Source organism: Streptomyces sp. NPDC053542 (genome assembly GCF_044544685.1).
Taxonomy (GTDB): domain Bacteria; phylum Actinomycetota; class Actinomycetes; order Streptomycetales; family Streptomycetaceae; genus Streptomyces.
Window position 1 is genome coordinate 726,209 of sequence record NZ_JBITXL010000001.1, and the last position, 26,097, is coordinate 752,305.

Here is a 26,097-nt window from a genome sequence, read left to right on the forward strand (position 1 = left end):
GCTCGCTGCGTTGTCGGGATCGTCCACGTAGACCCACTACGAGGACGACCCTCCGCCTTGCGATTGCACGCACCAGACGCCGCGGGCCCCGCCCTCCGGGCGGACGACGGGACTTTGCGGACACGACCTAGGAGACGGCCGCGCGTGGCGGGGCCATCGGCTCCTGTCCGTCCGGTTCGGGCCCGTCCGCGTCCGGTGCCGGTCCGTCCGGTGCCGAATGCGCGTCCCGGCGTACCAGCGCCGCGTAACGGCCGTCGGCGGCCAGCAGTTCGTCGTGCGTGCCGCGTTCGGCGATCCGGCCCGCGTCCAGGACGACGATCTGGTCGGCGTCGCGGACGGTGGAGAGCCGGTGCGCGATGGTGATCGTCGTACGGCCCGCCGAGAGCTCGTCGATGGCCTGCTGGACGGCGTGCTCGGTACGGGTGTCCAGCGCGCTGGTGGCCTCGTCCAGTACCAGCACGGGCGGGTCGCGCAGGATCGTGCGGGCGATGGCCAGGCGCTGCTTCTCGCCGCCGGAGAAGCGGTAGCCGCGCTCGCCCACAAGGGTGTCGTAGCCGTCGGGCAGGGCGGCGATGTGGTCGTGGATCTGGGCGGCCCGCGCGGCGCGGCGGATCTCCTCGTCGGTCGCCTCGGGCTTCGCGAAGCGCAGGTTGTCGGCGATCGAGGCGTGGAAGAGGTACGTCTCCTGGGAGACCACGCCCACCGAACGGGCGAGCGTGTCGAAGTCCAGCTCGCGGACGTCCACCCCGTCCAGGGTGACGCGGCCGCCGGTCACGTCGTACAGCCGCGGCACCAGATAGCTGAGCGTGGACTTGCCGCTGCCGGTCGGGCCGACCACGGCGAGGCTGCCGCCGGCCGGTACGGTCAGGTCGATGCCGCTCAGGGTGGGCTCGGCGGCCGGGTCGTACGCGAAGGTGACGTCCTCGAAGCGGACCTCGCCGCGGGGCGCCGCCAGCCGCACCGGCTTCGCGGGCTCGGTGATGGCCACCGGCAGGTCGAGGTATTCGAAGATGCGCTGGAAGAGCGCCAGCGAGGTCTGCATCTGCACGCCGGTGGTGAGCAGCGAGACGGTCGGGCGCAGCAGGCCCTGCTGGAGGGAGACGAAGGCGACGAGCGTGCCGATGGAGAAGACCGGACCGCCGAGCTGGAGGACCAGACCGGCGGCCCAGTAGATCAGCGCGGGCATGGCCGCCATGACGATGCCGATGGTGGCCATCCGCCAGCGGCCCGCCATGTTGGCGCGGATCTCCAGGCCGACCAGCTTTTCGGATTCCTTGGTGAAGTTCTCGGTGAGCGAGTCGGCGCGGCCCATCGTGCGGCCGAGCAGGATGCCGGAGACCGAGAGCGATTCGGTGACCATCGCGGACATCGTGGCCATCTGCTTCTGCCGCTGGGTGGTGATCCGCTTGCGCTCGTTGCCGACCCGCCGGCTGACCCAGACGAAAAGCGGGAGCAGCAGGAGGGAGACGAGGGTGAGCCGCCAGTCCAGGGCGAGCATGGCCACGACGGTGGCGACGACGCTGGTGAGGTTGGAGACCAGGGAGGTCGCCGTGGAGGTGACGGTGGCCTGCATGCCGCCGATGTCGTTGGCGATGCGGGACTGCACCTCGCCGGTGCGCGTTCGGGTGAAGAACGCCAGCGGCATCCGCTGCAGCTTGGCGTAGACGCCGGTCCGCAGGTCGTGCATGACGCGCTGGCCGACGGTGGTGGAGATCAGCGTCTGCAGCACACCGAAGACACTGTTCATCACGGCGGTGACGATCATGCCGAGGGCGAGCAGGCTCAGCAGACCGGTGCGCCGCTCCGGAATGGCCACATCGAGGACCGCACGCAGCAGGAACGGCGAGGCGACGGAGACCAGTGAGGCGGCGGCCACCAGCAGGCCCACCAGGGCCAGCCGACCGCGGTACGGGCGGAAGAGGCGGAGGATCCGCCGTACCTGGACGGGCTGCTGCTCGTCCTTGGGCGGCGGGGTCCAGTCAATGGTGTCGGGACGCAATGAGCTCCTTCAGGCGACTCCGCGAGAGGACGCTGCGCGGCTCTTGAGCCGCTCCTCTCGGCGCCCGGCCGGACGGGCGCCAGCCGAGCGTAGCTCATTGTTACCTATACTCACAATGAACATGGTCCTGATACCCTCCCGGCATGTCCTCCCCCCAGTCCGGCCCCCGCATCGCCCCCGACACCGACCTCGCCGAACAGCTGGTACGGCTGACCCGGCGGATGCACCGCGCCCAGAAGCGGCACCTCGAACCGTTCGCCATCACACCCGCGCAGTCCCGGCTGCTCCGCATGGTGGAGCACTCCGACACGCCGCCCCGCATGGCCGATCTGGCCGCGCGTCTGGATGTCGTACCGCGCGCGGTGACCACCCTCGTGGACGCGCTCGAAGCGGCCGACGCCGTACGCCGCGTACCCGATCCGGCCAATCGCCGCGTCATCCGCATCGAGCTCACCGATACCGGACGCACGACACTCGGGGCGCTGCGGAGCGCGCGCCGGGCCGCCGCGGAGGACATCCTGGCTCCATTGACCGCCGACCAGCGCGAGCAGCTCGGCGGGCTGCTGTCCACCCTGGTCGCCGAGCCGGGGCGGCGCTGCTGAAGGACGCTGGACCGATGGGCCGCTACCGGCGGGCCGCCGACGAGGAGAAACCATGCCGCTGCTGGAGCCGGAGCCGACCGTACTGCGCCCCGCCACGACCGGGGGCCCGGCCGTCGACCGGGTGGCCGACGAGCAGGCTTCGGGGACGCCCGAGCCGCTGCGCGGCGACCTGATCGCCCTGCTCGGCCCGGAGAAGGTCCTGCACGGCCTCTCCGACCTGGTGAAGTACGCCTCGGACGCGAGCCCCTACCGCTTCGTCCCGCAGGTGGTCGTGCTCGCCGAGGACATCGACGACGTCTCGGCGGTCTTCTCCTACGCGCACGGCCACGGCCGCAAGGTCGTCCTGCGCGCCGCCGGCACCTCCCTCAACGGCCAGGCCCAGGGCGAGGACATCCTCGTCGACGTGCGCCGCCACTGGGCCGGCATCGAGGTACTGGGCGACGGCGAGCAGGCCCGCATCGGCCCGGGGACGACCGTCGTCCGGGCCAACACCGCGCTCGCCCGCCACGGCCGGCTGCTCGGTCCCGACCCCGCCAGCGCCATCGCCTGCACCCTGGGCGGCGTCGTCGCCAACAACGCCTCCGGCATGACGGCCGGCACCACCCGGAACTCCTACCGCACGCTCGCCTCCGCGACGGTCGTACTGCCGTCAGGCACGGTCGTGGACACCGCCGACCCGGCCGCCGACGAGGAGCTGGCCCACGCCGAACCGGCCCTGTGCGAAGGGCTGCTGGCCCTGAAGGCGGAGATCGAGGCGGACCCCGAACTGGTCGCCCGTATCCGCGCCAAGTACGAGCTCAAGAACACCAACGGCTACCGGCTCGACGCCTTCCTCGACGGCGCCACCCCCGTCGAGATCCTGCGCGGCCTCATCGTCGGGTCGCAGGGCACGCTCGGCTTCATCGCCGAGACCGTATTCGACACCCTGCCCCTGGACCGCTGCACCTCCACCGCACTGCTCTTCTTCCCCGATCTGCGGGCCGCTGCCGCCGCCGTCCCGCGCTTCAACGAAGCGGGCGCGCTCGCCGTGGAGCTGATGGACGGCAACACGCTGCGCGCCTCGGTCCGCGTCGCCGGAGTACCCGCCGACTGGGCGGCACTCCCCACGGAAACGACCGCGCTGCTCGTGGAGTTCCGCGCCCCGGACGAAGAACGTCAGACGGCGTTCGAAGAGGCCGCCCAACAGGTGCTCGGCGACCTGGAACTGGTCGCGCCGGTCGAGTCCGTCACCAATGAGTTCACCCGCGACCCGGGCACGATCGCGGGCTACTGGAAGGCCCGCAAGGCGTTCGTCACCGCGGTCGGCGGCTCCCGGCCCTCCGGTACGACGCTGCTCGTCGAGGACTTCGCCGTACCGCCCGCACAGCTCGCGGACGCCTGCACGGCGCTGCTGGAGCTGCAGGCCCGGCACGGCTTCGACGCCGCCGTCGCCGGCCACGCCGCCCACGGCAACCTGCACTTCCTCCTCGCGTTCGACGCGGCGAAGCCCGCGGACGTGGCGCGCTACGCGGCCTTCATGGACGACTTCTGCCGGATGACAGTGGAGCGTTTCGACGGCTCGCTCAAGGCGGAGCACGCCACCGGACGCAACATCGCGCCCTTCCTGGAGCTGGAATGGGGACCACGTGCGACGGACCTGATGTGGCGGATCAAGGACCTGTTCGATCCGCACGGCATCCTCGCCCCGCGCGTCCTCCTGGACCGCGACCCCAAAGCCCATCTGCGCGGCCTGAAGACCATCCCCGAGGTCGAGGCGGTCGCCGACCCCTGCATCGAATGCGGCTTCTGCGAGCCGGTCTGCCCCAGCCGTGACCTCACCACGACACCCCGCCAGCGCATCGTGCTGCGCCGCGAAATGATGCGCCAGCGCCCGGACTCGCCCGTCACCGGCGCGCTCCTGGACGCGTACGGCTACGACGCCATCGACACCTGCGCGGGCGACTCGACCTGCAAGCTGGCCTGCCCGGTCGGCATCGACACCGGCGCGATGATGAAGGACTTCCGGCACCGCCGGCACTCCCCGCGCGAGGAGAAGGCCGCCGTGCTCGCCGCCAAGCGCTTCAAAGCGGTCGAGGCGTCGGCACGGCTCGCGGTCGCCGCGGCCGAGCGGATCAGCGACCGCATCGGCGACCGGCTGCTGGAGACCGTGACGGACGCCGCCCGCAAGGCCGTACGCCCCGACCTCGTACCGCGCTGGCTGCCCGAGCTCCCGGGCGCGGCGGCCCGCCGGCTGCCGCCCACCCGTAAGCAGGACGCGGTCGCCGTGTACTACCCGGCGTGCGTCAACCGGATCTTCGGCGAACCGGACGGATACGTGGGGCCCTCCCTCCCCGAGGCCGTCGTCGCGGTCTCCCGGCGGGCCGGCAAGCCGGTCTGGATCCCCGATGACGTCGCGGGCACCTGCTGCGCCACGATCTGGCACTCCAAGGGGTACGACGAGGGCAACGCCGTGATGGCGAACCGCATCGTGGAAGCGGCCTGGGGCTGGACCGCCGGCGGCCGCCTCCCCCTGGTCGTCGACGCGTCCTCGTGCACGCTCGGCATCGCCCACGAGGTCGTCCCGTACCTCACCGAGGACAACAAGCAGCTGCACGCCGAGCTGACCGTCGTGGACTCCGTCGTGTGGGCGGCCGAGGAACTGCTGCCGCACCTGGAGGTGGTGCGGACCGTGGACTCCGTAGTGCTGCACCCCACCTGTTCGATGCGCCATCTGGGTGACGAGGCGCAGCTCCGTACGGTCGCCGAGGCGTGCGCCCAGGAGGTCGTGGTACCGGACGACGCGGGCTGCTGCGCCTTCGCGGGCGACCGCGGGATGCTGCACAAAGAGCTGACCGAGGCGGCGACGGCCCGGGAGGCGGCCGAGGTGACGTCCCGTCACTTCGACGCGCACCTGTCGGCGAACCGCATGTGCGAGGTGGGCATGGACCACGCGACTCAAGGCCGGGGGTACTACTCGGTGCTGCTGGAACTGGAACGGGCGACGCGGCCCGTCTGAGGGACGGGCCGCGCCGTACGTGTACGCGTGCGTGTTGGCGTACGTGGCGTGCGTTCAGCTCTTGGCGCTCGTGGTCAGCTCCTGGCGTCCACGTGCTCAGTTTTCGGCACCCAGGTGATCAGCTTTTGGCGCCCACGTGCAGGGCCACCGCGCCCTTGGCGGGCACGGTCAGCCGCGCCTTGCCGTCGTCGCCGACCGTGACGGTGTTGCCGTCGCAGGAGTCCGGTGCGGCCTTTGCGACGTTGCAGTACGTACCGGCGGGCAGCGGCGTCGCGAAGGTCTCGGACAGCTCGCCGTCGCCCGCGTTGAGGGCGACGAAGCCCTTCTCGCCGCGGCCGAAGGCGATCGCGCTGGACCCGTTGTCCCACCAGTCGGTCAACTCGGCGTCGCCGACCGCGTTACGGAACCCGACCAGGCCGGTGATCTCCTGCTTCGCGTGCATGTCCGTCCAGCCGTCGGTGCCGCTGGGCGGGCCCGCGTCCTTGTCGGACCACTCGTAGCCGGAGAAGACGTTGGGCGAGCCGTAGGGCGAGGCCAGCATGAAGACATTCGCGAGCGTGTACGTCGCGCCGTCCTTGTACGTGAGCGTCGAACCGTTGCGCTCGGTGTCCCAGTTGTCGACAAAGGTACGCGCCGACCCGCTGCTGAGCTTGCCGTCGGCGACGGACTTCAGCTGGGCGATGCTGCCCCCTTGGAAGGCGCTCTTGAGGTGGCCCCCGTAACGGAACTCGTCGACGTCGCCGATCCCCGTGTACTCCTCCGGCTTGACCGCCTCGCCGCCCCCGTAGATGACTTCGGAGACCCAGAAACCCGGGTCGCTCATCTTTCCCTTGATCGCGGCCATGTCGTCGGCCGCCATGTGCTTGGCGGCATCGACACGGAAGCCGTCGACGCCGAGCGAGCGCAGGTCGTCGAGGTACTTGGCGATGGTGGTGCGGACGGCGTCGCTGCCGGTGTCCAGGTCCGACAGCCCCACCAGTTCGCAGTTCTGCACGTCGTCGCGGTTGCCGTAGTCGGAGATGTCCTTGCGGCAGGAGTGGAAGTCCTGGTCCTGGTAGTACCCGGGGTAGTGGTACTTCGTGTACTGCGTGCCGCCGGTGCCCGTGCCGGACCCGGAGGACATGTGGTTGATGACGGCGTCGGCGATGACCTTGACGCCGGCTTTGTGGCAGGCGGAGACCATGGCGGCGAAGGCGTCGCGGTCGCCGAGCCGGCCCGCGATCTTGTAACTCACCGGCTGGTACGACGTCCACCATTGGTCGCCCTTGATGTGCTCCGAGGCGGGTGAGACCTCGACGTAGCCGTAGCCGGCGGGGCCGAGCTGGTCGGTGCACGCCTTGCCGACGTCCGCGTACGGCCGCTCGAACAGCGTGGCGGTGACGGTCTTTTCGCCGGGCGGGGTGGCCTCGGACTGCCAGGGCGCGAGGGTCGCGAGGCCGGCGGCGACGAGCACGCCGGCCAGCGTGCCACCGAGTATCCGTGATCGTTGGTGCAACATGCGGCTCCTTCTTCCTACGGACGCGGTGGGGGACGCGTCCACGAAGGCAGCCACGCGCCTGGCCGCCGTGGGGGGATTCCGCGAGGGAGCCTGCCTTTACGAAGTGAACACGTCAAGGCATTCCGCAAGAATTTCCATGGGCTTGCGCAAGAGAAGAGTCCAAGAACTCGCCCCAGGAGTCCAATGAGCCCTCTTGTGGCCCAGTGGTCTCAACCACCAGGGTCCTCTTCGAGCTTGGACGTTTTCGCCGCGCACCATCCGCACCCCGGGAGGACCCATGCACGACGCACGACCTGAGCCTCACGACGAGCACGGCACCGACGCAGCCGACGGCGGGGCCGGGATGGCCGATGGCCGGGCCGGTGCGACCGGCGGCAGCGGTGCGGCCGGCAGCGGTGCGGCCGGCGGGGCCCGGCCGAGCCGCCGTTCGGTGCTGTGGACCGCGGGCGCCGCGGGCGCCGGGCTCGGACTCGCCGGCATGGCTGCGGGCACGGCATCGGCGGCCGGGTCGGCGGCGCCGTCGACCTCTGCCGCGTCGCCCGCCTCTGCCGGCTCCGCTCCTGACACCGCGGCGGCCCCGAAGCGGCGCGGCGCGACGATGATCGGCGTGCCCTTCGAAGGGCGCAGCACCGTACGCGTCGGCATCGTCGGCCTCGGCAATCGCGGCGGCTCCATGATCGACCTCTTCCTCGCCGTGCCGAACACCCGCGTCGTGGCGATCTGCGACCCGGTCAAGGAGAAGACCGCCAAGGCCGCGAAGAAGGTCACCGACGCCGGCCAGCCGGCCCCCGCCGTCTACACCAAGGGCGACCACGACTTCGAGAACCTCTGCAAGCGCGGCGACATCGACTTCGTGTACGTCGCCACGCCCTGGGACTGGCACTTCGAGATGGCGAAGACGGCCATGCTCAACGGCAAGCACGTGGGCGTCGAGTGTCCGATAGCGCTCCGGCTCGAGGAGCTGTGGGAGCTGGTCGACCTCTCCGAACAGACCCGCAGACACTGCCTGCAGTTGGAGAACTGCTGCTACGGGCGGAACGAGATGCGGGTGCTGCGGATGGCGCACGCGGGCCTCTTCGGCGACCTGCTGCACGGCGCCGGCGCCTACAACCACGACCTGCGCGGCCTGATGTTCGACCCGGACTACTACGAGGGGCCGTGGCGCCGGCTGTGGCACACCCGGCTGCGCGGCGACCTGTACCCCAACCACGGGTTCGGGCCGGTGGCCAACTACATGGACGTCAACCGCGGTGACCGGGCGGTACGGATCTCCAGCTTCGGCACGCCCTCCCTGGGCCTGGCCGCGTACCGCAAGGAGCACATGCCGGCCGGCGACCCGAGCTGGAAGGAGACGTACATCGAGAGCGACCGGACGATCTCCCTCGTCCAGACCGCCAAGGGCCGCGTGATCCGCCTGGAGCACGACGTCTCCACCCCGCACCCCTACAGCCGCATCAACAGCCTCGGCGGCACGAAGGGCGTCTTCGAGGACTATCCGTCGCGGATCTACCTCGAGCCCGGCCACAGCGATGACCAGTGGCACGACTTCGGCGAGTTCGCGGAGTGGGACCACTGGCTGTGGAAGGAGCACGCGAATCCGCCCGGCGGGCACGGCGGCATGGACTACATGCTGGTCTTCCGGCTGACCCAGTGCCTGCACCTGGGCCTGGTACCGGACTTCGACGTGTACGACGCGGCGACCTGGACCGCGCCGGTACCCCTGAGCGACCTGTCGATCAAGGCGCAGGGCATGCCCCTGGAGATCCCGGACTTCACACGCGGCGACTGGAAGAAGGCCCGTCCGGGGATGGACTCGGAGAAGCCGACGGGGTGACGACGGACGCCGTGGCGGTGTGACGGGCGGACGCCGTGACGGTGTGACGGGCGGACGCCGTGACGGTGTGGCGGCGGACGCCGTGGCTGGTGGCGGCTGCCGGGGCCCGGCTTTGAGCCGGGCCCCGCGAGGTCACTTGTCGACGGGTGCGTCGGCGGTGACGGGCTTCGCTGCGGCGGCGGGGTCACCGGACGCCGCGGGCGTGCCGGAGGCGGCAGGGGCGGGCGGTGTGGTGGTCGCCGCTTCGGGCGCGGCGGGCGCCTCGCCGTCGAGGACCTTCTTCGCCGTCACACGGTCCAGGGCGCCCTCCCAGCGGGAGACCGCGAAGACCGCGACACAGTTGCCGAGCAGGTTGGTGACGACCCGCATCGAGTCCATGATCCGGTCGACGCCGAGCAGCAGCGCCACCGCCGCCGCGGGGATGACGCCCAGCGCGGACGCGGTCGCCGACAGCGCCAGGAACGCCGAACCGGGTACGCCCGCCATCCCCTTGCTGGTCAGCATCAGGATGAGCACAACGGTGATTTGCTGACCTATCGACAGATCGACCCCGACGGCCTGCGCGATGAAGAGCGTGCCGATGGAGAGATAAATCGACGCACCGTCGAGGTTGAACGAGTAACCGGTCGGCAGCACCAGCCCGACCGCGTCGTCCCGGCAGCCCGCGGCACGCAGCTTCTGCATCATGCGCGGCATCACCGTCTCGCTGGAGCCCGTGCCCAGCGCCAGCAGCAGCTCCTCGCGGGTGTACCGGACGAACTTCCACAGGCTGAGCCCCGTGACGGCCTTGAGCGCGAGCGCCAGCAGCACGAGGAAGGCCAGCGCGACGCCGTAACAGACCGCGATGAGCTTCGCGTACGTCGTCATCGCGCCGAGGCCGTACTCCCCCACGAGGTGCGCGGTCGCCCCGAAGACGGCGAGCGGCGCGAGGCGCATGATGTAGCCGACGATCGTGAAAACGACCTCCTGCGCCTGCTCGATGAACGGCAGGATCTGCGGCACCTTCGCCTGCCCGAGGTGCAGCAGTGCCGCGCCCACCAGGCAGGACAGGACGAGGACCTGGAGCAGCGAGTTCTCCGCGAACGCCCCGACCGCACTGTCCGGCAGCGACTCGAGGACGAACTGCGAGGTCGACGGCAGCTGCCCGCCGCCGGTCTTCTCGTCCACCGCACTCTGGTCGAGCGAGGCCGGGTCGACGTTCATGCCGGTACCGGGACCGAAGACATTGCCCGCGAGCAGGCCGACGACGAGCGCGATGGTGGTCGCCACCTCGAACCAGATCAGCGCTTTGAGGCCGATCCGCCCGAATGCCTTGAGATCACCGGCCTTGGTGATGCCGGCGACGACGACGCAGAAGACGAGCGGGGCGATCATCGCCTTGATGAGGCGGACGAAGCCGTCGCCGAGCGGCTGGACGGCCGAGCCGAACTCCGGCCACAACCGTCCGACGAGGACTCCGATGAGCAGGGCGACGAGGACCTGCGTGAACAGACTGGTGCGCAGCATGCGGCCTGCTCGGCGGGCGAGCGATCCGGTGGCGTGCGGCACGGGCACTCCCTAGGACGGATTCTGGGATGCGAAAACGGACTTCCGTTTTCCGTGAGCCGTCACTATGACTGAGCCGCATGCCGCACAGAAGGGGTCGGTGTTACATCCAAGAAAATCTTGGAGCTTGCTCCAAGTAACCGCCGGTACGACGGCCTGTCACCAGGCAGTACGCCACCGAACCCGGACCCGCCCCCGTCCCTGTCACCGCTCGGGATACGTGGGCCTACGCCTCCAAGTGGGCCTTGTCGCCCATGACCACGACCGGGTGCTGCGCGGGATCGAGCGTGCGCAGCAGGTACCGCATGCCGGACTTGGGCAGGCTCACACAGCCGGACGTACCGCTCCCGTGGTCCATGTGCAGCCAGATGCCGCCCCCCTTGGCCTCCCCCTCGGGCCGGGTCGGATCCAGCGGCGAGACACCCTTGGCGCGGTTGTAGTCGATGGCGATGACGTAGTCGAAGTCGTGCCGGGTCCGCTTCGCCCAGTACGAGGGCGGAGTGAAGGCCGCGGACGCGGTGTACGGCAGCTTCGCCCCCGGGTCGGGCAACACACCGCCCGCGTCCGAGAGCGTGTACACGCCGACCGGGCTGCGTTTGTCCCCCACGTGGTGGTGCAGCGTCCAGCCGCGCTTGCCGTTGTGCCCCTCCCAACTACGCTCCCGGCTCCAGGTACTGCCGGTCTCCTTCGCGTCACCCCCCTTTGCGTTGCCGCCCTTCGCGTCGCTCCCCTTTGCGGCCCCGTCCTCCGTCTCGCTGTCCTTCGTGTACAGCACGACCGTCGAGGTGGTGGCGTTCTCGCCGTCGCCGTAGACCGCGATCACCTGCCGTGAATCGGCGGGGATGCGGGACCGCAGCTCCTCACCCACCCCGGGTATGCGCGTCAGCCCCGTCGACGGCGTGGCGCTGGGCTTCCCCGCGCGACCGGCGGCCTCCTTGCCGTCGTTCTGGGCACCGCCACAACCCGTCACCAGGACCAGCCCCGCGGCGACCAGCACGGCCGCCTTACTTGTACTCCGCATGGTCCACATGGTCGCACTGTCCCGTCCCGGCCCATCGGGCGAGGCGGGCCACGGCTCCCGGACCGCACATCGTGGCCCGATCCATGCGTTCCGCCAGAAAAACGATTGAAAAACCCGGCCATTCCACGCCAACCTTCCATGGCTCTGCCCTGCTCCTGTCGCAGGCGCAAGCGGCACAGCCCTGCCCTGTTCCGCCGCGCCTGCCACGCCCGGCGGGCTCCCGGCCCGCTTCCTCCGGCCGGGACTCCGCGCTCGGACTCGTGTCCGGGCTCCATGTCCGGGCTCCGTAACCGACGAAACGCTTGGACGTCATGCAGATTCGCGATCTACCGCATCCCGACCCGGGTGTCCCCGACGTCCGTTCCGGTGGCCGCTTCCTGGTCTGGCTCTACCGCATGCAACTGGGCGGCCAGTTCAAGGCCATGGCCTGGGGGCTGGTGCACACCGGTGCCGTGGCCTCCTTCCCCGTTCCGGTGGGCATCGCCGTCCAGGCCGTCGCCGACCGCTCCGGCGCCGACCTGGCCCTCGCGGGCGGCCTGATGGCGGTCCTGGGCGTACTGATCTCGGTCGGCGACACGATGCTGCACCGCGCCGCCGTCACCAACTGGATCACCGCCGTCGCCCGCATCCAGCAACTGCTCGCCCGGAAGACCGCGGAGTTGGGCTCCGCCCTGACCCGGCGGGTCGCGGCCGGCGAGGTGGTCGCGGTCAGCACCGGCGACCTGGAGAAGATCGGGTGGTTCGTCGAGGCCATCTCCCGTTTCTCGGCCGCCGCGCTCACCACGGTCGGCGTGTGCGTGGCCCTGGTGATCTACCAGCCCACGCTGGGCGTCGTGGTCGCGATCGGCGTGCCTGTACTGGCACTCGCCGTGCTGCCGCTGCTGCCACGCGCGACGCGCCGCGCCGACGAACAGCGCGAAAAGGCCGGTCGCGCCACGGAACTGGCCTCCGACACCGTCGCGGGCCTTCGTGTGCTGCGCGGCATCGGCGGCGAGGAGCTGTTCCTCGGCCGCTACCGCACCGCCTCCCAGGACGTCCGCAAGGCCGCCGTCCGCAGTGCCCGGATGTGGTCGCTGATCTCGGCCGTCCAGGTCGCACTGCCGGGACTGCTGCTGATCGTGGTCGTCTGGTACGGCGCCCGGCTGGCCCTGGACGGCCGTATCGAGGTCGGCGCGCTGGTCACCATGTACAGCGCGGTCACCTTCCTGCTCTATCCGCTCCAGCACTTCGAGGAGATCGCTCAGGCGTACTCCTTCTCCCGGCCGTCCGCGAAACGCGCGGCCCGCGTCCTGGCGCTCAGCCGCCCGACCGACGGCCGCATCACGGACCACGCGCCGCTTCGGGGCGACCTCTACGACCCGGCCACCGGCCTGCTCGCCCCGGCCGGCCGCCTCACGGCGGTGGTCTGCGGCGACCCGGACGCGGCGGGCCGACTGGCGGAACGACTGGGCGGCCATCCGGCGAACGAGCCGGACGAACGGGATGAGCGGGACGCGCCCGTCACCGGCGCTCCGGACGAGGCGAACTCCGCGGGTGAAGGCGGCGAGAAGGACCGCGAAGAGGCCGCGGCGGACGCGGCCGGCCCCACGCTCGCCCCTCTCCCCTCCGTGGAACTCGGCGGCACCCCCTTGGACGACGTACCACGGGACGCCGCCCGCCGGGCCGTCCTGGTCCAGGACAAAGACCCGGTGCTGCTGTCCGGAACGCTGCACGAGCTGTTCGACGTGCCGTCCTCCGGTGCCGTCACCGCCGAACAGGCCCTGGCCGCCGCCCAGTGCGACGACGTACTGGCCGCGCTCGCCCAGTCCGGCACCGACGGCTCGGGCGACCCGATGCACAGCCGCATCACCGAGCGCGGCCGCTCCCTCTCCGGCGGTCAGCGCCAACGGCTGGCGCTGGCCCGGTCGCTGGTCACCGACCCCGAGGTGCTCGTACTCGACGAGCCGACCAGCGCGGTCGACTCCCACACCGAGGCCCGGATCGCCGACGGCCTGCGTGCCCTGCGGGATGGCCGCACCACGATCGTCCTCACCTCCAGCCCGCTGGTGCTGGACCGCGCGGACCAGGTGGTCTTCCTGCCCGAGGGCAAGGTCACCGCGGTCGGCCCGCACCGCGACCTGCTCCGTACCTCCGCGGCCTACCACTCGGTCGTCACCCGCGAGACCGACGAGGAACGTGCGCGGAAGCAGGCCGCCGACGCCTCCGTCCCGCGGGAAGATCCGCAGGAGGACCCGGGTGAGGGCCCGCGCGCAGACCCGCGTGACGGAGCGCAGGGCGCCTCGCACGAAGCCCCGGCCGGCATCCCGCGGGACACGGAGCCCGCCACCCCACCGCACGCCCGCGTAGGCGCGCTCGACTCCATCGAGGAGACGGCATGATCGGCCTAGCGCCGCCGGAGCACGATCCGGAAGCCGCACGTACCACGACCATTCTCCCCGTCGGCTCCCCCGCGACCGTACGCAGTTACGTCGCTGGGCTGATCCGCCGTCACCGAAAAGCATTTGTCCTCCTCGTTACCGTCAATGCCGTCGCCGTCGTCGCCTCGATGGTCGGTCCGTATCTCCTCGGCGGACTCGTGGAGGACCTCGCCGACGGCGCGCGCGGCCTGCATCTGGAGCGCACCATCGGACTGTTCGCGCTCGCCCTGGTCATCCAGACGGTGTTCGTGCGGATGGTCCGGCTGCACGGTGCGATGCTCGGCGAGCGGATGCTCGCGGATCTGCGCGAGGACTTCCTCGTACGGTCCGTCGGACTGCCGCCCGGCGTACTCGAACGGGCCGGCACCGGCGATCTGCTGTCCCGGATCACCACGGACATCGACCGGCTGTCCAACGCGATGCGCGAGGCCGTGCCGCAGTTGTCCATCGGCGTGGTCTGGATCGGGCTGCTGGTCGGCGCGCTCGGCGTCACCGCCCCGCCGCTCGCCCTGTCCGTACTCATCCCGCTGCCCCTGCTGATCGTGGGCTGCCGCTGGTACTTCAAGCGCGCGCCGAGCGCCTATCGTTCCGAGGCCGCCGGCTACGCGGCGGTGTCCGCCGTGCTCACCGAGACGGTCGACGCGGGACGCACCATCGAGGCGCACCGGCTCGGCGACCGCCGCATCCGGCTGTCGGAGCGGCGCGTCCGCGAGTGGACCCAGTGGGAGCGGTACACGCTCTACCTCCGCTCGGTCCTCTTCCCGGTGATCAACGCGACCCACACCCTCAACCTCGGTGCCGTACTGATGCTCGGCGGCGTCTTCGTCCTGCAGGGCTGGATGACGCTCGGCCAGCTGACCACGGGCGCGCTGCTCTCCCAGATGATGGTCGAGCCGATCAGCATGATCCTGCGCTGGTACGACGAACTGCAGGTCGCCCAGGTGTCGATCGCGCGGCTCGTGGGTGTGCGGGAGATCGAGCCCGAGGCGGCCGACGAACGAATCACCCCGGACGGCCGGCACGTCCGTGCCGACGAGGTGCGGTTCGGCTACCGCGCCGGTGTCGACGTCCTGCACGACGTCTCGCTGCAGGTACGGCCCGGCAGCCGTGTGGCGCTCGTCGGCCCGTCGGGCGCGGGCAAGTCGACACTCGGCCGGCTCCTCGCGGGCATCTACGCACCGCGCACGGGCGAGGTCACCCTGGGCGGCGCCAAGCTCTCCCGGATGCCGGCGGAGCGGGTCCGCGCCCACGTGGCGCTGGTCAATCAGGAGCACCACGTCTTCGTGGGCTCGCTGCGCGACAACCTGCTGCTGGCCCGCACGAGCGCCGACGACGCGGAGCTGTGGGCCGCGCTGGGCGCGGTGGACGCGGACGGCTGGGCGCGCGGGCTGGCGGAGGGGCTGGACACGGAGGTCGGTTCCGGCGGTCACGCCCTGACTCCGGCGCAGGCCCAGCAGATCGCGCTGGCGCGGCTCGTCCTGGCGGACCCGCACACGCTGGTACTGGACGAGGCCACCTCGCTGCTGGACCCGCGGGCCGCCCGTCATCTGGAGCGCTCGCTGGGCAAGGTGCTCGACGGCCGTACGGTCGTCGCCATCGCCCACCGGCTGCACACCGCCCACGACGCGGACGTCATCGCCGTGGTCGAGGACGGCCGCATCACCGAGCTCGGCAGCCACGACGCGCTGGTGTCCGCCGACGGCCCCTACGCCGCCCTCTGGCGCTCCTGGCACGCCTGATCCACTCGCCCTGCCGGTGCTCTCCGGCGGCGGACGACCGCCGGGGAGCGGGGGCGGGGAGCCCCGGTCGGGGGAGGCGGAACCCCGCGTCCGGGCGTCAGGCCGCTGGCTCGCGGCCCGGCGCCCGGGTCGGCCAAGGGCTAGAGGAAGCCGAGGGCCGTCAGGCCGCCTATGCCGCCGAGGAGGGTGAAGACCGGCATCAGGACCTTCAGCTCCACCCAGCTGCCGGCACGGAAGCGCATGCCCTTCGGCGGACCGACCGGGTACCAGCGCTTGCGGCCTATCGGGATGGGCCACATGATCGGGCAGCCCGAGACGGTCAGGGCGTCGCCGATGTCGTGCACCAGCGCGCCCAGCACGATCGGCAGCCCCAGCCAGAGGTACCCCTGGCCCGGGTCCGTGAAGAGCCAGTGCGACCCGTTCCCCGGCTGGTCCAGCACTCCGGCGAGAATCCACGCCGAGGCCGCGCCCAGCAGCCACACCAGTACGTCGCTGGAGACTCGCGCCGCCCGCCACAGCAGCCCTTCGATGGCGAGGACCATGTGTACGAAGAGGATGGCGAGCACCGCCCAGCGGCCACCCTGCACGGCCAGTACCGACATGCCCGCGCCGACCAGCACCGCCCACAGCCAGGTGTGGGTCAAGGTGCGGTGACCACCGGAACGGCGTGCGTCGCCCTTCATCCGAGTGGCTTTGTAGACGGCGTGGGAGATGTTGTCGACGACCTCGCACAGGCCCCGGGACAGCGGGCCGAAGGCGCGCGAGATCGTGGCCGCCTTGTGGTCCAGGTCGGGGGCGAGGGCCGCACCGGCACAGATCAGCGCGCCGACGACAACCACCGGCCAGGGCATCGGGTGCCCCGCGGCGCCGGCCGCCGCGCCCACCCCCAGCCAGGCCGCGGCCCCGGACAGCGAGTGCGCCGGTCCCATCATGGTTGTTCCCCACCCCTTGTCGTCTTGGTTCTCGTCCCGGCGACGGGTGTTCGCGCGCCGGTGACGTGTGGTCGGCGACACAGCGTAGCGCCCGATGATCACCGCGGAACCCGCCGGTTCCCGCTTCCGGGGTGAAGGAAGGCAGTATGGGGGCGTGACCCTCATCGATCATCTGCCGAACGACGCCGACCCCGATGCCCTCTTCGAAGCCTTTTCGACCTGGGCGGAGCAGCAGGGCATCTCGCTCTACCCTGCCCAGGAAGAGGCAATGATCGAGGTGGTCTCGGGGGCGAACGTCATCCTGTCCACCCCCACAGGCTCCGGTAAGAGCCTGGTAGCGGCGGGCGCGCACTTCACCGCCCTGGCCAAGGACCAGGTCACCTTCTACACCGCCCCCATCAAGGCGCTGGTCTCGGAGAAGTTCTTCGACCTGTGCAAGCTCTTCGGCACCGAGAACGTCGGCATGCTCACCGGCGATGCCTCGGTCAACGCCGACGCCCCCGTCATCTGCTGCACCGCCGAGGTGCTGGCCTCGATCGCCCTGCGGGACGGCAAGGACGCCGACGTCGGCCAGGTCGTCATGGACGAGTTCCATTTCTACGCCGAGCCGGACCGTGGCTGGGCCTGGCAGATTCCGCTGCTGGAGCTGCCGCAGGCACAGTTCATCCTGATGTCGGCGACGCTCGGCGACGTCTCGATGTTCGAGAAGGACCTGACCCGGCGTACGGGCAATCCCACCTCGGTCGTCCGGTCCGCGACCCGTCCCGTTCCGCTGTCCTACGAGTACCGAACGACACCGATGACGGAGACGCTGACCGAGCTGCTGGAGACGCACCAGGCGCCGGTCTACATCGTGCACTTCACGCAGGCCGCGGCCGTGGAACGGGCCCAGGCGCTCATGAGCATCAACATGTGCACGCGGGCCGAGAAGGACGAGATCGCCAAGCTGATCGGCAATTTCCGCTTCACTACCAAATTCGGGCAGAACCTGTCGCGGTACGTGCGGCACGGCATCGGTGTGCACCACGCCGGCATGCTGCCCAAGTACCGACGCCTCGTGGAGAAGCTGGCCCAGGCGGGTCTGCTGAAGGTGATCTGCGGGACGGACACGCTCGGCGTCGGGGTGAATGTCCCGATCCGTACGGTCTTGTTCACCGCGCTGACCAAGTACGACGGGAGCCGGGTACGTACCCTCCGGGCCCGGGAGTTCCACCAGATCGCCGGGCGAGCGGGGCGGGCCGGCTTCGACACCGCGGGCTTCGTCGTCGCCCAGGCGCCCGAGCATGTCATCGAGAACGAGAAGGCGCTCGCGAAGGCCGGGGACGACCCGAAGAAGCGCCGGAAGGTCGTACGGAAGAAGGCGCCCGAGGGCTTCGTCAACTGGGGCCAGAACACCTTCGAGAAGCTGATCGCCTCCGAGCCGGAGCCGCTGACTTCCCGCTTCCGCGTCACCCACGCGATGCTGCTCTCCGTGATCGCGCGGCCCGGCAACGCCTTCGAGGCCATGCGCCGGCTGCTGGAGGACAACCACGAGTCGCGCAAGAACCAGCTGCGGCACATCCGGCGGGCCATCGCCATCTACCGCTCGCTGCTGGACGGCGGGATCGTGGAGCGCCTGGACGAGCCGGACGCCGAGGGCCGGATCGTCCGGCTCACCGTGGACCTGCAGCAGGACTTCGCACTCAACCAGCCGCTGTCCACCTTCGCGCTGGCCGCCTTCGACCTGCTCGACCCCGAGTCGCCCTCCTACGCGCTCGACATGGTCTCGGTCGTGGAGTCCACCCTGGACGACCCGCGGCAGATCCTGGCCGCGCAGCAGAACAAGGCCAGGGGCGAGGCTGTCGCCCAGATGAAGGCCGACGGCGTCGAGTACGAGGACCGCATGGAGCGCCTCATGGACGTCGAGTACCCCAAGCCGCTGGACGAGCTGCTCTCCCACGCCTACGACCTCTACCGGCGCAGTCACCCCTGGGTCGGCGACCACCCGCTGTCGCCCAAGTCGGTCATCCGCGACATGTACGAGCGGGCCATGACCTTCACGGAGTTCGTCTCGTTCTACGAGCTGGCCCGGACCGAGGGCATCGTGCTGCGCTACCTCGCGAGCGCCTACAAGGCGCTGGACCACACCGTGCCCGACGACCTGAAGTCCGAGGACTTCGAGGACATCATCGCCTGGCTCGGCGAGATGGTCCGCCAGGTCGACTCCAGCCTCCTGGACGAGTGGGAACAGCTCGCCAACCCCGAGGCGGAGACGGCCGAGGAGGCCATGGAGCACGCGGACGAGGTCAAGCCGGTCACGACCAACGTCCGCGCCTTCCGGGTGCTCGTCCGCAACGCGATGTTCCGCCGGGTCGAGCTCGCGGCCCTGGACAAGGTCGAGGAGCTGGGCGAGCTGGACGCCGACTCCGGGTGGGACGAGGACGCCTGGGCGGACGCGATGGACGCCTACTGGGACGAGTACGACGACCTGGGCACCGGCCCCGACGCGCGCGGCCCCAAGCTCCTGCAGATCGAGGAGGACCCCGAGCACGGACTGTGGCGGGTCCGGCAGACGTTCGCCGACCCGAACGGCGACCACGACTGGGGTATCTCCGCCGAGGTGGATCTCGCCGCCTCGGACGAGGAAGGGCGCGCGGTCGTGCGCGTCACCTCTGTGGGCCAGCTCTGACCATGGACGCCTGCTCGGTACCGACCGTGGGCGCCCGTCCGGCTCCGGCCGTGGGCGCCTGCTCAGGCCCCACCGTGGGTCTCGGGCCGGCCGGGCGCCTCTGCTCCGACTCCTCTCCGACCTCGACGAAGGGCGTCCGTAGATGACCAATCCGGCGGAAAAGCTGGTCGACCTGCTCGATCTGGAACAGATCGAGGTGAACATCTTCCGCGGCCGCAGCCCCCAGGAATCCCTGCAGCGGGTCTTCGGCGGCCAGGTCGCCGGGCAGGCGCTGGTGGCCGCCGGACGGACCACGGAAGGCGACCGGCCGGTCCACTCGCTGCACGCGTACTTCCTGCGGCCGGGCCGGCCCGGCGTGCCGATCGTGTACCAGGTCGAGCGAGTGCGTAACGGCCGTTCTTTCACCACGCGCCGGGTCGTCGCCGTCCAGCAGGGGCGCACGATCTTCAATTTGACCGCCTCCTTTCACAAGCCCGAACCGGGCTTCGAGCATCAACTTCAGATCGGCCGCGCCGTACCGGATCCCGAGGACCTGCCGACGGTCGCCGAGGAGGTCCGCGAGCACCTCGGCGGGCTGCCCGAGGCGCTGGAGCGGATGGCCCGCCGCCAGCCCTTCGACATCCGCTACGTCGACCGCCTGCGGTGGAAGCCGGAGGAGATCGAGGGGGCGGAGCCGCGCAGCGCCGTGTGGATGCGGGCGGTCGGGCCGCTGGGTGACGACCCGCTCGTCCACACCTGCGCGCTGACGTACGCCAGCGACATGACGCTGCTGGATGCCGTGCGCATCCCGATCGAGCCCCTGTGGGGTCCGCGCGGGTTCGACATGGCGTCTCTGGATCACGCGATGTGGTTCCACCGGCCGTTCCGCGCGGACGAGTGGTTCCTCTACGACCAGGAGTCCCCGATCGCCACCGGCGGCCGGGGCCTGGCCCGTGGCCGTATCTACGACCGCGAGGGCAGGCTGCTCGTGTCGGTCGTCCAGGAAGGGCTCTTCCGCAAGCTCGGTGACTGAGGGCGGGAGCGGCCGGCGAAGCCTCGGCCGCGGCCGGGCGGGGGCGCGTCGGGCCGATCGGCCGACGGTCGGGCCGGGGACGGTCCGGCCGCCTCGCCGGTCCTTCCGGCCCGTCGGCGGGTGAACAACGAGGGGGGCCTGTCGGCGCCGGACCGAGGCGGGACGCCGCCGGAGGCTGCTGTCCTCGGCCGGGTCCGGGAGGTGGTCGGGGTACCTGTCCGTGCGCGGATGAGACGAGCGCGGCGGGCGGCTGCCTCGGGGGCGAGCACTTCACCGGGGCTGTGGGGCGCGGTCACGTCTCGGCTTGGTACCCCGTTGGGGCTGTTGGGCGCGGGTTCCTTGTGGGGCGGTGCTTCGGTGGGGCCGGCAGAGCCGACAGGAGATGACGCGTTGCTGCGATCCGCCGGTCCCGGGCGGCTCGCGGCTGTTGAACTCGCCGTCGCATGGCTCGGCGTGGCAGGGCTCGGCGTGGCGGGGCCTGTTGTCGCAGGGGCCGTTCCCGCACAGGGATCTTCGCCGTACCGCTCCTGAAGGCGGGATTCGTCGAAGGCCGGGTACGAAGGGGCGGTGCCGGTGCGGGACAGGGTCGGTGCCGGGTGTTCCTGGCGGGCCGCGTCCAGTTGGCGGGAGAGGCTGATGCGGTACCACATCACCTCATCGAACTCCTCGGCCGTCTCGGCGCGTTCGACCGCCTCACGAGTGCGGGTCGTGTTCGCCCCGGCCGACGACAGGCGTGGCCTCAGCTTGCGCAGCCAGGCCCGCTCCGCCGGGTCACGGACCAGCGATGCCAGCTCCTCCGGCGGCAGTACCGCGGCGATCACGGCCGAGACCGCCCAGGAGCCGTCTGCCTCCTCCACGAGCTGGGCCACCCGCCGACTCCGCCACAGCCTGCCCCGCCAGTCCTGTCCGCGCGTCAGCAGCTCGCGCATCGGCGGCGGAGTGGGCCCGTGGATGAGGCCGAATTCCCGGCCCGCGAAAGCCTGGAGCTCTGCTGCGAGGTACTGCCACACGATCGCGCCGTAGCGGTTCACATAAAAGCGGACAGGGCCGAAGCAGCCCGCCCGGGCCAGACGCAGGAACCTGCCGGGTGCGATGCCCAGCAATTCGGCACCCTCCGTCGCGCCGACGACGCGGATACGCTCACGCAGCGTGTCCGGGAATCCCGCTTCCTCCCGCAGCCGCTCGACCTCCGCCGCCGGTACCCGCCGTCGGCCGGGCGCGCCGCCCGGCCCCGGCAGGACCGTCATTACTTCCTCGAGCTGCGTCGCGAGCTCGAACTCTCCTGTTTTCAGTCCCAGTTCACGAGCCGCCCGCCCCATCGCGAGCGTCTCGGAAACGTCATACATCGCGGTCATGTCGCACTCCCCCGCTACAGTCCAATCACTGACAGTCACGACTGTAGCCGCGGAGTGTGACAGCGGGTCAACCCCCGCCTCAGACCTGTGGATAACTTTCCGGCTGGCGCACCGCGACGCCGAGATGTTCCCCGACCCGGTTCACCAAGAGCGTCATTTCGTACGCGATCTGCCCCAGATCGGAGTCGGCCTCGGCCAGCACGCACAGACAACTGCCGTCGCCCGCCGCCGTCACGAACAGCACCCCGTCGTCGAACTCGACCATCGTCTGCCGTACCCGGCCCGCACGGAACTGCTGCCCGGAACCCTTGGCCAGACTGTGCAGTCCGGAGGCGACCGCGGCCAGGTGCTCGGCGTCCTCCCGCACCAGCCCCTCGCTCGCCCCCGTGACCAGGCCGTCGTTGGAGAGCACGAGAGCGTGCCGTACCTGATCGACGCGCCGTGTCAGGTCGTCCAGCAGCCAGTCCAGTCCGCTGCTCAGTGCCATGCCCGCTTCCTCCCCGTAACACCGTGCTACTTACCGGTCGGCAGTGCCACGTGTCGCGCACCGCTGTGCCAGCCTCGCTCACCTCCGCGTTCTCGGCAAGCGGCCCGGACACGTCGGCACGCACCCTCCGGCTTCACGGGGCTCCGGTTACAGCGGGATCGCCCCATGGCACGAAGGATGACCGGGACCGGCCGCGGGGCCGCGCGGGCTAGGGGCGGCTCGCGGTGTCCAGGAGGCGGGCCGTGTGCATCCTCCCTGCGTGCTCGACCAGCCGGATCAGTACTTCCTTGCCGGAGTCCCGGTCGCGTGCGTCGCACATCAGCACCGGCGTACCGCCGTCCAGGTCAAGCGCCCGCGACACGTCGTCCGCGCCGTAGGAGCGCGTTCCCGGGAAGCAGTTGACGGCCACGAGGAACGGCACCCGGCGGTTCTCGAAATAGTCCACCGCGGGGAAGCAGTCCGCCAGTCTTCGGGTGTCCGCGAGGACGACGGCGCCCAGGGCGCCTTCGGAGAGGTCGTCCCACAGGAACCAGAAGCGTTCCTGCCCGGGAGTTCCGAAGAGGTACAGCGAGAGGCCCGATCTGATGGTGATCCGGCCGAAGTCCATCGCCACCGTGGTGGTGGTCTTGCCGTCGACACCGCGGATGTCGTCGACCCCCTCCCCCACCTCGGTGAGGTACTCCTCCGTGCGCAGCGGGCGGATTTCGCTGACCGAGCCGACCAGCGTCGTCTTGCCGACTCCGAAGCCGCCCGCTATCAGGATCTTCAGAGCCATCTCGGGCTCGTCCTGCACCGTTCCGGGGTGCACGGAATCCGCGGAAACCATCGGTACTGTCCTCCAGGAAGCGGTGTGCGCACTCGGGGCCGGTGCGCAGGTGAGGCTTGACGCGTGCAGGGGTGCCGGGGCCCGGTCACGCCGGCGCCGGACCGTGTGACCGGAGTGATCCGGTGGGGCCGTTGTGCGCTGCCGGGGAGTTACGGTCAGGACCGTAATCCCTCTCGCGTCACAACGCGGGGCAATTCGGTGAACTGGATCACCGCTGCGGCGCACGGCTGCGGCCCGGTGCGTGCTGTCCTGGGGCCTCACGCGCCCCCGCGCCGCTCATGTGGTGAAGCGCGGTGGGGTACTCAGGTGTTCGCCCACACGCCGGACGAGCCGGGCCATCTCGTAGGCGATCATCCCGATGTCGGCCACCGCCGTACTGAGCACCGCCAGGCACGAACCGTCCCCGGCCGCGGCGACGACCAGGACGCCGTTGTCCATCTCCACCACGGTCTGGCGCGCTCTTCCCGACGAGAAGTGGCGCCCCGTGCCCTTGGCCAGGCTGTGGAACCCGGAGGCCACGGCCGCCAGGTGGTCGGCGTCCTCCCGAGGGAGCGAGCCCGAGGTCCCGGTCACCAGGCCGTCGCTGGAGAGCGCCACGGCATGCCGGACCTCCGGCACCCGGGCGGCCAGATCGTCCAGCAGCCAGTCGAGGCCGCTCCGGGGACGCGGCGGTGTACCGCTGGCTCGTTCCTCGTGCATCAGGATTCTCCGTTCGTGGAGCCTCGGTCCCAGCCGTGGCGGTAGGCGGTCATACGGGTGCGTGTCTCTTCCGGGAGGAGCGCGGGCTCCGCCTCGGGCGGCGTGTCTGCCACGGGAGGAGAGGGCTCGCGCAGTTGAACGGCGAGGCTGCGTTGCCGTATGCGGCGCGGGAGCCCGTCCAGGTCGTCGGGCGGAGCCGCGCCATCGGGCGAGGCCGCCATGGCTTCGTCCACCGGCGGCTCCAGTGCGCGGCCGGTCCGGCGTTCGAGGTGCGCGCGTACCCGCTCCAGCGGCGCGTCCCGGGGCGGGCCGGCCGGCGCACTCCTTAGCGGGGGCGTGGCCTCGTGCACCAGGGTGTTCGGCAGGAGTACCACCGCCGTCGTGCCCCCGTACGGTGAGGCACGCAGAACGACGCGTACGCCGTGCCGGGCCGCCAGCCGACTGACCACGAAGAGACCCAGCCGGTCACCGTCGCACGGGTCGAGCGAGGCGGCCTGCTCGATGCGCCGGTTCGCCTCGTCCCGTGCCGCCTCCTCCATGCCCAGGCCGCGGTCCTCGATCTCCAGCACGTGCCCGGTGCCGACCTGTTCGCCCTGTACCCGCACCTTGGTGTGCGGCGGTGAGAACTGTGCGGCGTTCTCGATGAGCTCGGCCAGCAGGTGGGTGAGCTCCGCGACCGCACTGCCCGGGATCGCGCCCGCGGGGAGGCGCCGCACCTCGATGCGCGCGTAGTCCTCGATCTCGGACACCGCCGCGCGCACCACGTCCGTGAGCGGCACCGGTGACCGCCAGGCGCGTCCGGGAGCCGCGTCCGAGACGATGAGCAGGCTCTCGGCATGACGCCTCATACGGGTGGTGAGGTGGTCGAGCCGGAAGAGGTCGCCGAGTTCGGCCGGGTCCTGCGAGCGGCGCTCCATGCTGTCCAGGAGGGCAAGCTGGCGGTGGAGGAGGACCTGGCTGCGGCGGGCGAGGTTCACGCAGACACCGCTGACGTCGTCGGCCGGTCCGGCCCGCTCCACGGCCGCGTCCAGCGCTGCCCGGCGCGCGCTGTCCAGGGCGGCGCGGACCTGTGCGATCTCGTCAGCGGGCGGTTTCTCGGGTGCGGTGGGGGTGTCGTCCTGTCGGCCGGTACCCGCTTCACGCAGCGCTTCGGTGATGCCGAGCGCACCGTCACGAAGGGCGGTGAGTTCCCTGACCAGACCGCGTCCGATCCGTACGCCGACGACCAAGGAGAGCACGAGGGCGACGAACCCGAGGCCGACAGCCGCAGCAACGGAGGGCGAGACCCCGTACACGAGCGGACCAGGGCGGCGTGCGGCCTCGGCGGCCAGCTCCTGCTCGATGCCGTGCAGTCCGCGCCGCACATCCTCGTACGCGGGGCGCCAGCGGGCGCCTGGCGCCGCCCGCGCCGCGCCGCGACCGGGGTCGGCAGCGCTCACCGCGTTCTCCATGGCGAGTACATCCGCGTGAGCGCGGCCGGTGGCGAGCGTGCGCCAGGCCACGTCCGCGGGAGCCGGCAGGTCTTCGGTGGCGATGCGCTCCATGAGGCGCCGCGCCGCGACGGTACCGGTGAACGACCGCTGCCGCTCCTTGTCGAGCGTTCCGGTGAGGTCGGCGGCCGTGAGGACGGCGTCCTCCTGGGCGAGCAGTTCACGGGCGCGGTTCAATTCCCCTGCGAGCCGCGTGCCGTCCGCAGGCCCACTCAGTGCTCCGTCGAGGGTGAAGGCCGAGGCGACGGCCGCCGTGTAGGGGCCGTACGCCTGCTGCCAGGTGAGGGAGCGCTCCGTCGTCAGCCGGCGGTGCTCCGGCAGAGCGTCGAGTGCGGTGGTGAGGTCCGTCAGGCGGTCGGCCGTGCGGACGGGAAGTCCCGTGGCCCCGGCCACTGCGCGCCGCCCGTCCTGCCGCAACCGGCCGGCGGCCTTCCCCGTCTCCTTGGTGCGCGCTCCGAAGGTGTCCCTGCGCGCCGGAGTGGGGTCCGCCAGGTACGCGACGGCGGCCCGGCGTTCCTCCTGGAGGGCCCGTACCACCTCGTACACGGGTGCGCGGAGCTCGTGCTCGATGCGCTGCGCCTGCCGCGCTGCCACTGCGTCCTGCACAGCGGTGACTGTCGCTGCGCCCCAGAGGGCGAGCAGGGCCACCACGGGAACCGCGAGCACGCAGAGGAAGCGGGCGCGCACCGTACGGGGGCGGCGGATGCGGCTACCCCGTACAGCGTGCGTTCCACGGCCCCGTGGGCCCGACGAAAACGGGCTCTCGGGGCCGGGAGGAGGGTCCAGGTGTCCCATGGCCACGGGACGCTAGCCGCGTCGGGGCCGCCCCTCTGGCGCACAGTCCGGAAGTGCTGGCAATTGGCGGCGCGATGCCGACGCCCGACCGGCCCGCGCCCGAACATGCGCGCCCTACGGATGTTCCGGTCGTTGCGGGATCAGAACCGTACGGGACCCGGACGATGGGGGATCATGTCCTCA

At 71.1% G+C, this 26,097-nt stretch carries 17 protein-coding genes; 7 read left to right on the forward strand and 10 right to left on the reverse strand.

Annotation, left to right across the window (positions count from 1 at the left end):
- Positions 1 to 127: 127 nt before the first annotated feature.
- Positions 128 to 1,999, reverse strand: a complete 1,872-nt coding sequence (locus tag ACIGXO_RS03155; RefSeq protein ID WP_399779429.1) for an ABC transporter ATP-binding protein — start codon at positions 1,997 to 1,999, stop codon at positions 128 to 130.
- A gap of 143 nt (positions 2,000 to 2,142) precedes the next feature.
- Here ACIGXO_RS03155 and ACIGXO_RS03160 point away from each other — a divergent pair, with 143 nt between their 5' ends.
- A complete protein-coding gene (locus ACIGXO_RS03160) occupies positions 2,143 to 2,601 on the forward strand; it encodes a MarR family winged helix-turn-helix transcriptional regulator (protein WP_399779431.1) in 459 nt (152 codons plus the stop codon).
- Between the two features lie 52 nt (positions 2,602 to 2,653).
- A complete protein-coding gene (locus tag ACIGXO_RS03165) occupies positions 2,654 to 5,596 on the forward strand; it encodes an FAD-binding and (Fe-S)-binding domain-containing protein (RefSeq protein WP_399779433.1) in 2,943 nt (980 codons plus the stop codon).
- Positions 5,597 to 5,714: 118 nt separating this feature from the next.
- Here ACIGXO_RS03165 and ACIGXO_RS03170 read toward each other — a convergent pair whose 3' ends face one another.
- Entirely contained in the window at positions 5,715 to 7,094 is a 1,380-nt protein-coding gene (locus ACIGXO_RS03170) for an alpha-amylase family protein (protein ID WP_399779434.1), read from the reverse strand.
- Between the two features lie 343 nt (positions 7,095 to 7,437).
- Between ACIGXO_RS03170 and ACIGXO_RS03175 the strand changes: the two genes are divergently transcribed.
- Positions 7,438 to 8,928 (forward strand): Gfo/Idh/MocA family protein, encoded by a 1,491-nt coding sequence (locus tag ACIGXO_RS03175; RefSeq protein WP_399779986.1) that lies wholly within the window; start codon positions 7,438 to 7,440, stop codon positions 8,926 to 8,928.
- 132 nt (positions 8,929 to 9,060) lie between these two features.
- Here ACIGXO_RS03175 and ACIGXO_RS03180 read toward each other — a convergent pair whose 3' ends face one another.
- The gene (locus ACIGXO_RS03180; protein ID WP_399779436.1) at positions 9,061 to 10,434 is read right to left on the reverse strand and encodes a cation:dicarboxylate symporter family transporter; all 1,374 of its coding nucleotides are present in this window, start codon (positions 10,432 to 10,434) and stop codon (positions 9,061 to 9,063) included.
- Between the two features lie 265 nt (positions 10,435 to 10,699).
- On the reverse strand, positions 10,700 to 11,494 hold the full coding sequence (locus ACIGXO_RS03185; protein ID WP_399779437.1) for a L,D-transpeptidase family protein: 795 nt from the start codon (positions 11,492 to 11,494) through the stop codon (positions 10,700 to 10,702).
- 311 nt (positions 11,495 to 11,805) lie between these two features.
- On the opposite strand from ACIGXO_RS03185, the gene ACIGXO_RS03190 reads away from it, so the two are divergent.
- Positions 11,806 to 13,872 carry an ABC transporter transmembrane domain-containing protein gene (locus ACIGXO_RS03190; protein WP_399779439.1) on the forward strand — a complete coding sequence of 689 codons (2,067 nt, stop codon included), beginning with the start codon at positions 11,806 to 11,808 and terminating at the stop codon, positions 13,870 to 13,872.
- Positions 13,869 to 15,650 (forward strand): ABC transporter ATP-binding protein, encoded by a 1,782-nt coding sequence (locus tag ACIGXO_RS03195; protein ID WP_399779441.1) that lies wholly within the window; start codon positions 13,869 to 13,871, stop codon positions 15,648 to 15,650. Before ACIGXO_RS03190 ends, ACIGXO_RS03195 begins: the two co-directional genes overlap by 4 nt.
- Positions 15,651 to 15,790: 140 nt before the next feature.
- Here ACIGXO_RS03195 and ACIGXO_RS03200 read toward each other — a convergent pair whose 3' ends face one another.
- Positions 15,791 to 16,582, reverse strand: a complete 792-nt coding sequence (locus tag ACIGXO_RS03200) for a metal-dependent hydrolase (RefSeq protein WP_031054089.1) — start codon at positions 16,580 to 16,582, stop codon at positions 15,791 to 15,793.
- 154 nt (positions 16,583 to 16,736) lie between these two features.
- Between ACIGXO_RS03200 and ACIGXO_RS03205 the strand changes: the two genes are divergently transcribed.
- Positions 16,737 to 19,250: a DEAD/DEAH box helicase gene (locus ACIGXO_RS03205; protein WP_399779443.1), complete on the forward strand. Its 2,514-nt coding sequence runs from the start codon at positions 16,737 to 16,739 to the stop codon at positions 19,248 to 19,250.
- Positions 19,251 to 19,392: 142 nt separating this feature from the next.
- A complete protein-coding gene (locus ACIGXO_RS03210; RefSeq protein WP_399779445.1) occupies positions 19,393 to 20,262 on the forward strand; it encodes an acyl-CoA thioesterase in 870 nt (289 codons plus the stop codon).
- Here ACIGXO_RS03210 and ACIGXO_RS03215 read toward each other — a convergent pair.
- From ACIGXO_RS03215 to ACIGXO_RS03235, 5 genes are all read right to left on the reverse strand, one after another.
- Positions 20,193 to 21,617 carry a DUF6397 family protein gene (locus ACIGXO_RS03215; RefSeq protein ID WP_399779447.1) on the reverse strand — a complete coding sequence of 475 codons (1,425 nt, stop codon included), beginning with the start codon at positions 21,615 to 21,617 and terminating at the stop codon, positions 20,193 to 20,195. The genes ACIGXO_RS03210 and ACIGXO_RS03215 overlap by 70 nt on opposite strands.
- Positions 21,618 to 21,696: 79 nt before the next feature.
- Positions 21,697 to 22,104, reverse strand: coding sequence for a roadblock/LC7 domain-containing protein (locus ACIGXO_RS03220; RefSeq protein ID WP_031054099.1), 408 nt, complete (start codon positions 22,102 to 22,104; stop codon positions 21,697 to 21,699).
- Between the two features lie 208 nt (positions 22,105 to 22,312).
- The gene (locus ACIGXO_RS03225) at positions 22,313 to 22,930 is read right to left on the reverse strand and encodes a GTP-binding protein (RefSeq protein ID WP_399779450.1); all 618 of its coding nucleotides are present in this window, start codon (positions 22,928 to 22,930) and stop codon (positions 22,313 to 22,315) included.
- A gap of 276 nt (positions 22,931 to 23,206) precedes the next feature.
- Positions 23,207 to 23,629, reverse strand: coding sequence for a roadblock/LC7 domain-containing protein (locus ACIGXO_RS03230; RefSeq protein WP_399779452.1), 423 nt, complete (start codon positions 23,627 to 23,629; stop codon positions 23,207 to 23,209).
- Positions 23,629 to 25,725, reverse strand: a complete 2,097-nt coding sequence (locus ACIGXO_RS03235) for a nitrate- and nitrite sensing domain-containing protein (protein ID WP_399779454.1) — start codon at positions 25,723 to 25,725, stop codon at positions 23,629 to 23,631. The genes ACIGXO_RS03230 and ACIGXO_RS03235 overlap by 1 nt, the downstream gene beginning before the upstream one ends.
- Positions 25,726 to 26,097: the final 372 nt, after the last annotated feature.

Coding starts and splice junctions, on each gene's coding strand:
- ACIGXO_RS03160 (WP_399779431.1), top strand. CDS start 2,143: ATGTCCTCCCCCCAGTCCGGCCCCCGCATCGCCCCCGACACCGACCTC.
- ACIGXO_RS03165 (WP_399779433.1), top strand. CDS start 2,654: ATGCCGCTGCTGGAGCCGGAGCCGACCGTACTGCGCCCCGCCACGACC.
- ACIGXO_RS03170 (WP_399779434.1), bottom strand. CDS start 7,094: ATGTTGCACCAACGATCACGGATACTCGGTGGCACGCTGGCCGGCGTG.
- ACIGXO_RS03175 (WP_399779986.1), top strand. CDS start 7,438: ATGGCCGATGGCCGGGCCGGTGCGACCGGCGGCAGCGGTGCGGCCGGC.
- ACIGXO_RS03180 (WP_399779436.1), bottom strand. CDS start 10,434: ATGCTGCGCACCAGTCTGTTCACGCAGGTCCTCGTCGCCCTGCTCATC.
- ACIGXO_RS03185 (WP_399779437.1), bottom strand. CDS start 11,494: ATGCGGAGTACAAGTAAGGCGGCCGTGCTGGTCGCCGCGGGGCTGGTC.
- ACIGXO_RS03190 (WP_399779439.1), top strand. CDS start 11,806: ATGCAGATTCGCGATCTACCGCATCCCGACCCGGGTGTCCCCGACGTC.
- ACIGXO_RS03195 (WP_399779441.1), top strand. CDS start 13,869: ATGATCGGCCTAGCGCCGCCGGAGCACGATCCGGAAGCCGCACGTACC.
- ACIGXO_RS03200 (WP_031054089.1), bottom strand. CDS start 16,582: ATGATGGGACCGGCGCACTCGCTGTCCGGGGCCGCGGCCTGGCTGGGG.
- ACIGXO_RS03210 (WP_399779445.1), top strand. CDS start 19,393: ATGACCAATCCGGCGGAAAAGCTGGTCGACCTGCTCGATCTGGAACAG.
- ACIGXO_RS03215 (WP_399779447.1), bottom strand. CDS start 21,617: ATGACCGCGATGTATGACGTTTCCGAGACGCTCGCGATGGGGCGGGCG.
- ACIGXO_RS03220 (WP_031054099.1), bottom strand. CDS start 22,104: ATGGCACTGAGCAGCGGACTGGACTGGCTGCTGGACGACCTGACACGG.
- ACIGXO_RS03225 (WP_399779450.1), bottom strand. CDS start 22,930: ATGGTTTCCGCGGATTCCGTGCACCCCGGAACGGTGCAGGACGAGCCC.
- ACIGXO_RS03230 (WP_399779452.1), bottom strand. CDS start 23,629: ATGCACGAGGAACGAGCCAGCGGTACACCGCCGCGTCCCCGGAGCGGC.